This is a genomic window from Mesorhizobium sp. M0751, from assembly GCF_040320265.1.
GTDB lineage: Bacteria > Pseudomonadota > Alphaproteobacteria > Rhizobiales > Rhizobiaceae > Mesorhizobium.
In genome coordinates this window covers 41,388-54,487 of record NZ_JAMYPH010000030.1, presented here as the reverse complement: position 1 = coordinate 54,487, position 13,100 = coordinate 41,388, and the positions used below count along the sequence as shown (strand labels likewise).

Sequence of the window (13,100 nt, the reverse complement as noted above, 5' to 3'; positions counted from 1 at the left end):
GCGCCTCCTCGGACTCTGCCAAAGCTGCCTGCGCCTCGGCGAGGAGCGCCTTCAAACGCTCGTTCTCTTCCTGGAGAACCGTCAGATTCATGCACTAAATCAAGCACATGAGTGCCGATAACGCCATTGGAGACAAGGCACCTGAGTCACTGTGCCACACTCATCCGGCCAGCTGCGGACGCCGTGCCCGCTCGGGGCGAACCAGTCTCCAATCCAGCCCTTCGAACAAGGCCGCGAACATCGCCGGCGACATGCGCATCACGCCGTCGCGAACCTGCGGCCAGACGAACTTCGAGCCCTCGAGCCGCTTGTGAACGAGCACAAGGCCGGTGCGATCCCACACCAAAATCTTGATCCTGTCAGCCCTTTTGGCCCGGAACACGAAGGCTGCCCCACAGAACGGGTCGAGGCCTAGCATCTCCTGCACAGCCAATGCCAATCCGTCCATGCCGCGCCGGAAGTCAACCGGCCGGGTCGCCACGTAGATCTTCAGATCGTTGCCCGGTGCAATCATCGCGAGGCCCGAACCGCTCGGATCACCTGCGACAGCTGCTCGAGGTCAACCGCCGTTCGGATCACCATGTCGTCGATCACGATCTCCACCTTCGCCGGCGTCGATTTCGATGGCCTCATCCTCCGCTGAGGCACCGATGAGTCGTCCACCATCAACTGCGCGAACATCGGCGCCATGCTTTCCGGCAGTGCCAGTTGTCCCTGACGAAGGCGACGCCGCCAATCGTAGACCTGCCAGCGGGTCGCGCCATGCTTGCGTGCGACCGCCGCCACCTGCACCCCCGGCATCAGGCTCTCGGCCGCAATCCGGGCTCTCTCAGCCTCCGAGCGAACCCGCCGTCCCGTTGGACCTTCCAGAACCTCGAGCCGGCCTGCGTAGCCAGCTGTTGGGACGTCCAAATCGACGTCCATTTTGCCGTCTGCTCCCACGTAGGCCCTCCGTCTCTCGCGATCGGCGGGATTCTTCGCACATTCACCTCATGCCCCGCACGAGGGGAGCGGCGTGGCGCTTACGAAACACCGCTTACGGTCAGCATGCCATCGAGTGTTTTGCTCGCCAGAAAGGTTGGTATCGCTGCTGATAGCGCAGGTCCGGAAACACCGCCTACGCAAATGGACCAACTCGCAAAGGACGACTAACTGGCAGAACTTATGCGGATTGAGAGCCGGCCTTCTCCGAGGATACAAATTACGGCGTCACTAGGATGGAGTTCCGATTGGAACAAACAGTTTGTCACCGTTGTGGTCGATCTCGATCATCTCACTCTTGTGGCTTAAGCGTTGCGCAAATCCTTTGTGGAAGATGATGGCGTTCATATAGGCAAACGTCATCGCCAAGGCCTCGGTTCGCAGAGGATAGTCAACCAATGAATGAATGAGAAGGAAAGATACTGAGAGAAAGGCGGCCTTCTGAAAGGGGTCGCGGCGAACTCTGCCCAATGCCGCAAAAAGCAATACCAAATAACCTATGACTAGGACTACAGCTGGAATTCCGCCCTCAAGGGCCAACTCAAGATAATCATTATGAGCATGATTAACGTACTTGCTATATATCATTCCCTCCTTCTCGTAGATCGGATAGACTTTTTGAAAGTTCCCGAATCCGACTCCTGTCGTCCAATTGTCTTTTATGCCCTCAATTGTGGTTCTGGCGAATTCTCCACGCCCAAATGCCGGATCTAGCCCCTCCGCGTCCAGCTTCGTCCAGGCCCCCATTGTATAAATAGAGAGTCCGATGAACATCGCAAGTATGCTGAACCCACTCGCTCTGTTCCGCGCCGAGAGGAAGACGATGGACATAATTGTAATCGCCAATCCAATCAGAACACCAGCGCGTGAGCCGGCAGCCAAAAGAAGGAGCAAAAGCGCGGCTAATCCCAGCGATCCGGACCAAAGATGCCCACGAAACAAACCGTAGTAGACGACGAAAGGAGGCGAAATGAAAAGCAACGCGGAGAAATGATTAACGTTGGCAAACAGGCCAGCATTGATGGTAAAGGGCAACAACCCCTCTATAGCGATGCTATCTGACAGTGAATATTGAATCGCTCCCGCCAAGCCATTGCAAATAACACCCATAAAAAAGAAAGGAAGAAGCGCACTCACCTGCTCAGCACGCAAACGCAGCATTGCCAAAAAGAAGGTCGCCGTGGCCAAAAAATAGAATGCAGCTTCGACCGTCCTGCCAACCCCGACACTGATGAAGCGGTACCGGGTCTCTCCTATCCAAGGATTTCCGAGCAAAGCAGCTGGCCGCAACCCGCTGAATATCGCCGCCGGAAGTGGTATGATTTGCAGAAAAAACAATACTACCGCACACACGAACAACCACAGAACGGAACGGGAAATTCGTTGGCCAGAGGCTTGCGAAAAAACAACCGCCGCCGAGACAATTGCTGCGAGCTCAATCAGCGTGTCGGTGTAGAGACCGCTTGCCGTACCGCCGCCGATCAGCATCGATACAAACAGCACCGACCCGAGGAGGTATTTGTCCCATTCCGATGGCCGGTCGTTCAAGACGGAACTCTCTCAATGCTCAATTTGTGCATTATTAGCGTGCCGACATAGCGAAAGCGCCAGCTCTCAGCAATGGCGGCGGTCGTTAGCTTCAAGACTTGCATGGGGCACGCACCCGGTCCAACGGAAAACTCCTGGCTTAGACTTTGACGATTAAAGCTCCCCTCCGGAATGTCGAAGCGGGCTATTTCGCCGACTGGTTCGACGCAGTTAATTGACCAGAACAACCCCTTTGGGAGCTTTAGGTTCGTCGCAGACGCGATGAGCGAAATCTTATACGAACCTGGAGGCAATGCGACGTACTGCTGGAGGGCTGTACCCTTGACCGGGGTATTCAAGAAACGAACTGTTGCCCCCCTTTCTCCTCCGCCCTCCGGGGCATTTTGGGAAGTGGCAAACGTCACCTCCACTCCGGGTTGATCGTGAGCCTGCCAGTCAAAAGGCTTACCGCTGGGCATCGAGCCAAAAGTGCTGTTGAAAATGTACCCGCTGAACGTGCGTTCTTGTTCGGACAGGCTGAAAAGAAACAATCGGTAGGCCGACCCATATTTCTTTTGGCCGATATAACCGCCAATCACGGTGGACAGTTCTCTTGACGTCGGCGGCGCGCCTGAGCCGGTCAAATCCAAGAGAAGACGATTTGCAGAATCGAGCCCCCCGGCGGTTGTGCGAAGAGCGGCGAACAGGTCTGCTCTCCATGGTGCCTCCGCTCTAATGGCGGTCAGCATAGCCTGATAGCCATCTGGATTCGACAAAATTGCCGGCAAACCGTCCGTGACAGCTGGAAATTGGTCCGGCCAACGACGCAGCAATGTGTCGATCTCATTGACCGCCTTGGGCAAATCCCCTGTTTCAATTGCATGGCTAATTGACCTCTTGAGCGCATGAATCTCGGTTTTAGATAATTCTCGGGCCTGATCGAAAAGCCCATACGCCTTGTCTTTTTCGCCCTGTCGGTACTTGATTTCGCCGATCAGACTGTAGAGACGCGCGTCGGCAACATTGAAGCGAAGTGCGCCTTCGGCCTCATCAAGCAGCGAACCAAGATCGGGAGCATCCGCAGTGTCATTCAGATGTTCGGTGATTTGTTCAATCAATGCGTCGACATTAAACGGATCCAGCGCAAGAGAAACGGCGGGCGCTTTGACCTCAAGATATCGACTTAGCCCGATCGATGAAGCCACCAACACTAGAGCGGATGTGACGAACCAAACGGCTGAACGCCGGAGATTTCGGGTAAGCGGGCTGGCCTGCTCCATCATCGACTTGGCCCTCAATTTTCGGAATGCTCGTACCGTAGTCATAATATTGATAGTTCATGTATTTGTAAGCGTAATTGTAGTCGAACTTGTTCACTGAAAATTTTGACATCGCGGCTCCGACCACATTCGCGCCAGCCGCTCGCAGTCGTTTTAATGCAGTCTTGGCCGATTTGCGTGTCACCTGATTGGTTGAGATGACCATCAACGTGCCCTCGGCCAAACGGCTGAGAATAGGCGCATCTGAAAGGCCAACGATCGGGGGGGCATCGATAATGACAAGATCAAACCGCTTGCCCAAATTGGTGACGATCAACGCCATCTTTGGCGAAGATAGCAGATCCGCCGGGTTTGGAGGAATTGTTCCGGAGGTCAGGACGGTGACATTAGGATATTTCGTCGCTCTGAAAATGTTGGTCAGGTCCTCCTTGCGAACGGTATTTGTCAGGAGATTGCTTAGGCCAATTGTGTTGTCCAGGCCGAACATGCGGTGAAGGTTTGGCTTTCGGAGATCGGCATCGACAATGAGAACTTTTGCGCCGAGTGCAGCAAAATCCTGACCGAGCTTGAACGAGGTGGTTGACTTGCCCTCCGAGGGCTCGGAACTTGTAACCAGAAGTGAGCGTGGTGCTCCTTCCGCGCCAGAGAATTGCAACGAGGTTCGAAGGGAACGGTACGCCTCAGACAGCCCAGATTTCTGATCGGCGATGCTGGCTATAAGCTCGCGGTCGTCGACTAACGGCAAGATCCCAAGCATCGCCAGACCCAATTCTTTTTCGATCTGCTCTGGATTGGTGAAGGTGTTGTTCAACAGCTCGAGGACATAAACAATTGATGCGCTCAGAGCCATAAAGAGGCCAATTGCGATCGCAAGATTGATGCTTAAGCGCGGAGAATACGGCATAGTCGGCTGGGCTGCAAAATCGACAATTGCGGCGCTCTGTGTCTTTAGCTCTGAGCTAACACCGACCTCGTTCAGCTTGGCAATGAGGCTATCGTACTGAGAACGGTTGGAATCGACCTCACGTTTAAGGATGGTGTATCTAATGTTTTTGTCGTTGAAGACAACCTGCTGCTTTTCCATTTCGGCGAGCTTGCTCTTAAGATCGACCTCCTTATTCTGCGCTTCTTGGTATTTCAGCCGTAGTGAATCCGTAATAGCCAGTACGCCATTGTTATAAAGCCGTTGTAATTCCTTGATTTGCGACTGAAGCTGCTGCATTTCCGGAAATCCAGGCTTTAGAATTCCCAGCTTCTGCTGATACTGGCTAGTTAAATCAGCCAGCTTATCGCTGAGCTTCTGGAGCCCTTCACTTTCCAAGACCGGGGCCAGGCTCGACCCGCGACCTCTGTCAATCTGTTCAACCATCCGTCCAGCGTCTAAGCGATCCTGGATAGCTGTCGCAAGCGCCGTGTTCAGTACCTCGATGTTCGACCCTATCAGCGATTTGTCGTCGCCCGTTATCGTAATACCAGCATCTTTTGCATAGGCAACCAGCTCTTCTTCAGATTTCTGAAGCTTTTGTTTTACTTGCAGCACTTGTTCCTGGATGAATTGCCGAGCCAATTCGGACGTCTCACTGGTCTGGTCGAGGCGCTGATCGATAAAACTTTGTGCGACTTGATTCGCTACGTCGCTGGCGTATTTCGGTTTTTGGTCGGCAAATGTAATGGACAGCAGGCTTGTATTAGGTACCAAAGTAACCGTTAGATCTTTTAGAACGCGACCGATCGCAATAGCCTCCCGCTGCTCCGGACTTCTCTCCTGGATAGAAGGTGCCTTGGTAATTCCAAACGCGCGGTAAAAGATATTGCCGAGCGAGAAGTCCGGCGTCGGAAACAGAAAATCCGGCTTTTCACCGAGACCCAGTTGAAACACCACCCTCTGCGCCAGGGCCCGGCTTTTGAGCTTTTCACGTGCAGTCTGAAAGGCTCGTAGGTCGCTGTTCTCAGAAACCACCTCGATGTCCTGGAAGACTTTGGCCGAGGGAACAAGGACTTCCAACTGCGTGGTTGCCTGGTATTTTGGCGTCTGCATCATGGTCACGATGATGCCGGCGACACATCCGGCTGCCGCCATCATAACTATTAGCCAGCGATACTGGATAACGTAAAAGAGCAACTTTAGCGGATTGAAGCTCTCTCCGCGGTCCGAGTATTCGCCACCATATGAGCCGTAATTTTGCGCCCCATCATAATACAGGTCGGCGGACATGGCCTGGGCGTGTCCCGGACCTGCTATTTGATGCTGCCTGTTGCGATCGAGCATGATGGGGATCATCCTAAATTCGTCTACATTCTGACCGGCCGTAAATTACAAGCCGGGGACCACAGCAATCCGGGCCGCACTTGAGGCGACACCGAGGGCGTCCTTAAGATTGTTCATAGCAATTTTCGATTTCGAGGCGAAGACCACAATCTTGTCGCCGCCATAAATGCGTGGATTGCGGCTTTTGCCACCACGAATCTCCTCAACGTTGTAGTTCGCAACCAACGTGTTTGGGCCGATGGTGCGATAGATAAAGACCTTTTTTGCATCCCCAACGGTATTGAATCCTCCAGCAAGGGCGATCGCATCGATAAGGGAGGAGTTGCTCGATACCGGAAAGATACCGGCTCTGTTGACTTCGCCGTCGACGGTTATGCGCTGTCCAATCGATTCCTTTACGAAAATCGTCACATCCGGGGACTGCAGGTACTTGGCGCCGTAGGCAGTTTCGATTTCTTGCTCCAGCTGGCGGACGGTTTTCCCTGCCGCGGTAACGGTCCCGATAAGCGGAAGCGAAATTTGCCCGCCGGAATCCACTTGAACGGTTCTGTTCAAATTATCGACTTGGAACACGTTGACCTCGAGCACATCATTCGGAGACAAAGGCTGCTCGCTGCCGTTTTCGGTGTTTTGCGGCGCTGGCAGGTCCTTTACAACTTGCAGAGCGCCACCGCCCGAAAGCGGCGCTGATGATGATGTTAATTGCAACGCGTCGACCGAGTTCGATGAAGATGATGTCGTCGAGGAGGTGCTCGTGCATCCTGATGCAGCAAATAAGAGAAGCAAGACGAATGCCTTGCCTATATGGCTTCCTACGAAACGATTGCGCATCACTCAGTCCCGCCCCTGAACAAGCGGACAAATCCCCCAAAACGGCTGGTGTTGCCAGCGTCTGATTTTTTCAGATGTGCTTTTCCGACCGGCTCAAGGGGACGGTTCGCTAATATTGCGCCTGGACGTGTTAACACCATATTGCGGGCCTCATCCTCCCCACATCGTTTGGCAGCAGCCTCAACCGCGTGTGAAAGACCAGGGCGCCGGCGGCTAGCACTATGACTGTCCGACGCGATAATATCCACCCTCCCCTCGTCAATCAGCTTTTCCGAATAGTAGAGCGCCGTGCGTCCAAAAGCACCAACAATCGAGTCGGCAGTAAGCTGAATGAGGCATCCCACTGCATTCAACCTCTCGACAACGTCATAATTCGTTTTGATCCAGGTCAAACGCTCAGGATGGGTGAGAATGGGAACAAACCCGGCGTTAATGAGGCGAAGTGCGAGATCTTCCAGCCGCGGGGGTAAAACGTGGTGGGGAGGCTCGAATAGAAAATAGCGGGATCCGTTCAAGGTAGGCACATTGCCTGCCGCCAATTGGTTCGGAAGATCAGGCGCCACGTGAATATCTCCCCCGACGAAGAGAGCAAGTGGTATTGCAGCGCGCCGCAGCGCTTGGTCTAACCCGTGAACTGCTCGGATAATGCTGGATGTTCCGTTGTCGTATACGCCCGGGGTCACGTGCGGCGTGCACGCCATGTGGGTCGTTCCGTCGGCCACGGCGAGTCGAGCCATTTCCAGCGATTCAGCAATACTGGGCGAGCCGTCGTCGAGGCCGGGTAAGATATGGGAATGTAGATCGATCATTGGCATTTCTGGCCACATTCAGGCAAATCGCAAGGATGGCCTCGCGACTGGAGTAGCGTGTGAGACGCAAATACCACATTGCGGAGGATCGATCTTGATCGCCGTGTTTGCCGGGACGACGACTTATCACTCGCATCAATGCGGACAATTGCGATCCACTCTTCACGCCGGGCCACTCTGCCTCGCCGACTGTGGTCGCCTCAGCACTCTACCATGGGTCACCGCAGAATGTCCCCATCCGGGATGCTTACCGCAGGACAAGGATATACCAACCAGGTGGCGCAAAGGCACCACTAGCGGCCATTGAGGCTCCGCCCGGACAAAGGGTCATTCCAGAATCCGATGGCAAAGTGTCACTCCTGCCCCTCTGCTTAACTGCCGAGCGGCGAGCCAAAACGAGTTACCCCGACTAGCTACAGCAACAGAGCACCACCAGTGAAGATAGCACAGAGCCACGTCGCAAAAACAAAACGCAGCAGAGACAGAACACCCCTGCTGCATCGCTTGTTTGCCGGCCACCTTATGGGCTAACACCACCGTGATGTTTGTCCGCCGTTGCAGCCAAAATACCGGCCCCAAGAGCCATGCCACCAAAAATGATGAGCGGCACCTTGCTATTGTTGTTGTTCGAATTCTGAGTTTGGGCGGTCTTCTCGGAACCTAGAACATTGAGGCAAATCTTGTTCTCAACGCGCGAGATATCGAGCGTTGAATTGGCCGGCACGCTCAGATTGCAGCCACCGACCTGAACCAAAGCCGAGCCTTTATCACCAACCACGACACGACTGCCAAAATCCAGCGCGCCGCCCGCTTGCGCCGGGCCGTAGCCAGCAACTTGCGAGATCATTACGTCGCCATTAACGCGCCCGAACGTTCCAATCGGATTTACACCATTATAGGCGGTTGCACAGGTGCACGACGCATCCTGCGCGAAAGACGACACCGGGGCGAAGCCGGCCAACATAACAACGCCAGCCAACGCACTTCTCAAAACTACGCTCATCCGCATCAATCCTTCTATCCCACGTTACCTAAGACCCGCCCAACCACCAAAGTCTCCGAAATCAGCGCGTAACAGCTTTTCGCGTGAATTCCAACCCAATTCGCAGATGCGAGATGATTTTCAGTTTCGGTGTGGTGGACAGAACACACAATTAGTCAAAGCTAACGCACCATCCGTGCAGCGGGCTTGGATCGCGATTGGCCGAAAGCCGATCCGAGGGCCTTTCCGGTCGCCGTACAGCATCCGTCCGGATGTGGTGCAGCGTCTTCTGCTGATGGCAGCCAGCCAAAAAGTCTCGCTAGCAAGTTCGGTAGGTCGAGCCCGCCTGGGCGGGTTGGCCGCACAGCAAGCCGCTCTCGATCAGCCTCTCGGCCAAATCGGTGCCATCGGCCATAAAGCACTGAACAACGACGGCGTCGCCCAATTTCGACGCCATATTGCCGTCACAGGGGGTTCCTGTGCCGACTGGCCTGCAGGTAACAACGAGACCGTTATAGTCGCGGCGCAATGCTTCAGTCATTAGAGCCCGCATCGACCACGGCTTTCTAAACGCTACGCCGCACAACAAGATCTTCCGACTCCCGACACGAAAATCATCAATTGATTGAATGGCCAGTTTCCCATCAAGCGGCTTAAGCGCAGCGGATGCCCTTACGCTCGTTGCAGTTGGTCCCCTTTTCGTTGTCACTGTGATGACGAGGAAGGCAGTCGCAAAAACTGCAACCAAGAGTGCAAGGATTGCGATTTTCTTGATTGGCAAAAAGCTCTCCATCTTTCATTCGTTGACATCATGTGATGTGGGCCCGGATCCTGAGGATTGCTGGAGGGGTGCGGCCCGTCGAGTTACGATGATCTTCCTAGTGTGGTGATCGACAAATCAGTTACATTCTCGTGACGTTGAGGAGGAGACGAGAATGGCGAAGGGTCGAGCCGTGGCGATTGTACTAGATGATGCGGAGGAAGGGGAGTTGACGGCGCTGACGCGCAAACATGGAGCACCGCAGGCCTTGGCCGAGCGGGCGCGGATTGTTCTGGCAGCGGCGAGCGGACTTAACAACAAGGAGATTGCGGCCAAGGTGGGGGTCTGTGCAGCGACGGCCGGCACATGGCGCAATCGCTTCGCCGAGAAGCGTATGGACGGGCTTTATGACGAACCACGCCCTGGCGCCCCACGGGAAATCGGCGACGACGAGATCGCAAGCACGATACGCAAGACCCTGGAGACGCTTCCCCAAGGTGCGACGCACTGGAGTTTGCGAACCATGGCCAGAGAGATCGGCCACGCGCCCTCCACCGTGCACCGCATATGGCGCGCCTTTGGGCTGCAGCCGCATCGTTCGGAGACCTTCAAGCTATCCTCCGATCCGCTCTTCGTGGAGAAAGTGCGCGACATCGTCGGGCTTTACTTGTCGCCGCCCGAGCGTGCAGTCGTGCTGTGCGTCGACGAGAAGTCGCAGGTGCAGGCGCTCGACCGCACGCAACCGCTGCTGCCGATGCGGCCCGGCCAAGTCGAGCGACGCACGCACGACTACAAAAGACATGGAACAACATCGCTGTTTGCGGCGCTCGATGTGAAAGTCGGAACCGTCATCGGCAAATGCATGGTTCGGCACCGCGCGCAGGAGTTCCGCAAATTCCTCGACGAGGTCGAACGCAACGTGCCCGTCGATCTCGACATCCATGTCATTATGGACAACTACGGCACCCACAAAACCAAGCTGATCCGCAACTGGTTTGCCAAGCGCCCGCGCTGGCAAGTGCACTTCACGCCGACGTCGGCTTCATGGCTCAACCAGGTCGAACGCTTCTTCGCGCTGCTGACCGAGCGCGCCCTCAAGCGAGGTGTGTTCAGCTCCGTCAGCGAGCTTGAAACTGCCATCAAGACTTACATCGAGGCCACAAATGCCGATCCAAAGCCCTTCCGCTGGACCAAGACTGCCGACGACATCCTCGCCAGCATCCAGCGCTTTTGCCTTCGCACGATCACTGCAAACGCATAGAACGAACCGGACTTCGGAATCAGGACACTAGGAATAGTCTACATAGCCGCATACACAGCAATGCAGTCAGGCAGCCATCAACATTCGGCCCAATCAAGATGGTCGCCAGGGGCGCTGCTGCCATCTGATACGGCGGCTGCTGCCGATCAGCAGCGGCCGATCATCGAGACCGCGGCCGTGGATCATGGCCATCTAGATCTCCGCTTTCCTCGTGACCGTCATCGCCGGCGGATTGTGCTTGGTGCCCTCCAAGCTCGCCTCTCAGCACCCCTATGCCATCTCAGCTACACACGGCAAATGTGACGGCGTGACGACGTCGCCGGCGAGAGCTACCCCGAACCACTCACCAACCGCTCGATGGCGATCACATTTCAAGGTCATCTATAAGACAATACGGCAAACTACTTCAAAAACCATGTTCAAGAGCTCATCGTCTGGCATCCCGAGTACATCGCTAGCTGCGCTAAAACTCACTCCACTCACCCTCGAGCGTCATCCAGCCATCGCTGGCTCCCTCTGATCGCGCGGCCATCACTTGGCCGTCGACGACGCTGAACGTCACGAAGTCCTCAAAACCTGGAGAGGGGAGCGTTGGCCCAATCCACCCCCAATGAATATTATCCCCGGCCCGGTCCAACGCAATCACATACATTCCTACCGTGACGGCATCCGTCGAGCGCTTCGTGGCTGTGACTCTGAGCCAGCCATTGCCGTTAGCCGGAACGCCAGTAGCGGTTGCAGTAGATTCCAGAGCAAGCCGCCCTGTTTTCTTAATCCCAGGCTCATCGCGGCGGACTGCCAAGACGGCAGCATTAACTGTCCCAGCAAAGCAATTCAGCAGCGTTATTGCACAACCCCTCGATTGACCATTCCCGTCAATCAAGTTGCGACGTGAAGGGTTGCCTCCCCGAATGATGATATTGCAGTTCGACGCCATCAATCGAGCGAAAATACCATTCCTTTGGCCTCGGCCATCGGTAGATTTGCTAATCTTGTCTACATCGAGCTCTGTTGATATGTTATTTGAGCTATCTATGAGGATGTCGATTGGTAATCCGTATTCGGCGACGACTTTCGATCCGCCGCCTTTTACGCTTGACGTTGCAAGCTGCATTCCACGACTGATCGTGTAAGAATTCGTGTTGACCTTAGTAACAACCGACTTACCATTAGGTTCAACGCCGCCGACACTGCTAGCTCCTCTTATGTTAATTTCGTCGCCGGTAGCAAGACCATGGGCTCTATGCCAGACTGCAATTACTCCTGAACCTCTAGTAGTGGTCAAAGGGTGCATTTGTAAGGCTGCAGCGGCTCTCGGTTTGATCCGCCCGTTTTGCTCAAAATGGCTGGCGCCCAAAATCTTAAGTCGTACGTTGTTAATGTAGAGTCCTGCTCCATCGTTTCCTTCGAAGGTTGGAGAGTCCATTGTCAGCTCGGATAGGCTGACCCCGACATTTTCGATGTGAACGCCAGTGACTGCTGTTTGTGATGCACGAATATTGCTCAAGGTCGAGCCGTTCATCCCAGCATTGGCTCGCCAGTAGATGCCGTGTTTACCCCCTTTCAAAATCACAGATTGCATCACGCCAGCATACATAGGCATTGTCGAATTGATGCTTGCTATCACCGGATTAAGACCACGGATGTTCCGGAAATAGCTGCCCTGTATAATGACCGCCAATTCGCCACCAGCGTCAAACAAGGCTCCATTCATGGCAGTTCCACTACCGTCTATTTGAAAGTCTTCCCATTGAACCACGATATTAGTAGAGGTGTTAGCATGGAAAACGGCATCAATCCCCCCGATCGCCTTGAAAGTCGAAGCGTACATGCCGGCCCCGCGGATAAAAGTGTCTCCGCCAATGAGAGCCTTGACTGATGTCCTATAGGTTCCCTTCTTTGCTATGAGACGGAACCCGTTCGCTTGGCAGTAAGCGTTGGCGCTCGGCCAACGGGCCCCATTGTCGGTCGAATTGTCGCCGACCAGACCAAGCGCTTCGCAAGTAATCTCACCCCGCGGCACGACAAGTTCGCCCCACTTTCCGTCGCCAACGGCTACCTTGCCGAAGTGCGGAGGCTCCGAGTTTCTCACCGCGTAAAGCCAGCCACCACCATCATCAACAGCGCTATACCCACGTGTCTCGAAAGCGGCTACCCCAGCTGGAAGCTCGACCGCGGACATGCCAACTGCCGTCGCATAAACGGGGACATTGCCCCAGCTGGCGGCATCCGATGCACGAGCCGATATGGATTTATGTGCAAGGTTGGAGAAAACGGCTGCAGGCGCAACGGCCTTCAGAAACGAACGCCGGGTGGCAATTGGAGGTTTCATTTGGTGATCTTTGACACTCAGGGTGCATTGGCTGAGGCAAGCCGCACATCCAAATCACAACTCCGTGA

Annotated in this window: 11 protein-coding genes; 1 reads left to right on the top strand and 10 read right to left on the bottom strand. The window is 54.8% G+C overall.

The window, feature by feature from the left end:
• Positions 1-160 precede the first annotated feature (160 nt).
• The 9 genes from tnpB to NKI19_RS29825 all read right to left on the bottom strand — a co-directional run bounded on the left by tnpB (position 161) and on the right by NKI19_RS29825 (position 9,472).
• Positions 161-514: an IS66 family insertion sequence element accessory protein TnpB gene (tnpB, locus tag NKI19_RS29865; RefSeq protein WP_352480788.1), complete on the bottom strand. Its 354-nt coding sequence runs from the start codon at positions 512-514 to the stop codon at positions 161-163.
• Positions 511-924, bottom strand: a complete 414-nt coding sequence (gene tnpA / locus NKI19_RS29860) for an IS66-like element accessory protein TnpA (RefSeq protein ID WP_352622406.1) — start codon at positions 922-924, stop codon at positions 511-513. Before tnpA ends, tnpB begins: the two co-directional genes overlap by 4 nt.
• A 288-nt stretch (positions 925-1,212) precedes the next feature.
• Entirely contained in the window at positions 1,213-2,529 is a 1,317-nt protein-coding gene (locus NKI19_RS29855; protein WP_352567219.1) for an O-antigen ligase family protein, read from the bottom strand.
• Positions 2,526-3,713, bottom strand: coding sequence for a tetratricopeptide repeat protein (locus NKI19_RS29850; RefSeq protein ID WP_352567217.1), 1,188 nt, complete (start codon positions 3,711-3,713; stop codon positions 2,526-2,528). Before NKI19_RS29850 ends, NKI19_RS29855 begins: the two co-directional genes overlap by 4 nt.
• Positions 3,679-6,069, bottom strand: a complete 2,391-nt coding sequence (locus NKI19_RS29845; protein ID WP_352567215.1) for a GumC family protein — start codon at positions 6,067-6,069, stop codon at positions 3,679-3,681. The genes NKI19_RS29850 and NKI19_RS29845 overlap by 35 nt, the downstream gene beginning before the upstream one ends.
• Positions 6,070-6,102: 33 nt before the next feature.
• Positions 6,103-6,888, bottom strand: a complete 786-nt coding sequence (locus NKI19_RS29840) for a polysaccharide biosynthesis/export family protein (protein ID WP_352567213.1) — start codon at positions 6,886-6,888, stop codon at positions 6,103-6,105.
• A complete protein-coding gene (locus NKI19_RS29835; protein WP_352567211.1) occupies positions 6,888-7,697 on the bottom strand; it encodes a tyrosine-protein phosphatase in 810 nt (269 codons plus the stop codon). The genes NKI19_RS29840 and NKI19_RS29835 overlap by 1 nt, the downstream gene beginning before the upstream one ends.
• 520 nt (positions 7,698-8,217) lie before the next feature.
• Positions 8,218-8,700: a hypothetical protein gene (locus NKI19_RS29830; protein WP_352567209.1), complete on the bottom strand. Its 483-nt coding sequence runs from the start codon at positions 8,698-8,700 to the stop codon at positions 8,218-8,220.
• Between the two features lie 298 nt (positions 8,701-8,998).
• Positions 8,999-9,472, bottom strand: coding sequence for a hypothetical protein (locus tag NKI19_RS29825; RefSeq protein WP_352567207.1), 474 nt, complete (start codon positions 9,470-9,472; stop codon positions 8,999-9,001).
• 142 nt (positions 9,473-9,614) lie between these two features.
• Here NKI19_RS29825 and NKI19_RS29820 point away from each other — a divergent pair, with 142 nt between their 5' ends.
• A complete protein-coding gene (locus NKI19_RS29820; protein ID WP_352567205.1) occupies positions 9,615-10,700 on the top strand; it encodes an IS630 family transposase in 1,086 nt (361 codons plus the stop codon).
• A gap of 463 nt (positions 10,701-11,163) precedes the next feature.
• Here the strand turns inward: NKI19_RS29820 and NKI19_RS29815 are convergent, their stop codons facing one another.
• Positions 11,164-13,032 carry a hypothetical protein gene (locus NKI19_RS29815; protein ID WP_352567203.1) on the bottom strand — a complete coding sequence of 623 codons (1,869 nt, stop codon included), beginning with the start codon at positions 13,030-13,032 and terminating at the stop codon, positions 11,164-11,166.
• Between the last annotated feature and the right edge of the window lie 68 nt (positions 13,033-13,100).

Bases quoted from the DNA above. Each gene is read 5' to 3' on its own strand.
- NKI19_RS29820 (WP_352567205.1), top strand. From the start codon at position 9,615: ATGGCGAAGGGTCGAGCCGTGGCGATTGTACTAGATGATGCGGAGGAA.
- tnpA (WP_352622406.1), bottom strand. From the start codon at position 924: ATGGACGTCGATTTGGACGTCCCAACAGCTGGCTACGCAGGCCGGCTC.
- NKI19_RS29825 (WP_352567207.1), bottom strand. From the start codon at position 9,472: ATGGAGAGCTTTTTGCCAATCAAGAAAATCGCAATCCTTGCACTCTTG.
- NKI19_RS29830 (WP_352567209.1), bottom strand. From the start codon at position 8,700: ATGAGCGTAGTTTTGAGAAGTGCGTTGGCTGGCGTTGTTATGTTGGCC.
- tnpB (WP_352480788.1), bottom strand. From the start codon at position 514: ATGATTGCACCGGGCAACGATCTGAAGATCTACGTGGCGACCCGGCCG.
- NKI19_RS29845 (WP_352567215.1), bottom strand. From the start codon at position 6,069: ATGATCCCCATCATGCTCGATCGCAACAGGCAGCATCAAATAGCAGGT.
- NKI19_RS29840 (WP_352567213.1), bottom strand. From the start codon at position 6,888: ATGCGCAATCGTTTCGTAGGAAGCCATATAGGCAAGGCATTCGTCTTG.
- NKI19_RS29815 (WP_352567203.1), bottom strand. From the start codon at position 13,032: ATGAAACCTCCAATTGCCACCCGGCGTTCGTTTCTGAAGGCCGTTGCG.
- NKI19_RS29835 (WP_352567211.1), bottom strand. From the start codon at position 7,697: ATGATCGATCTACATTCCCATATCTTACCCGGCCTCGACGACGGCTCG.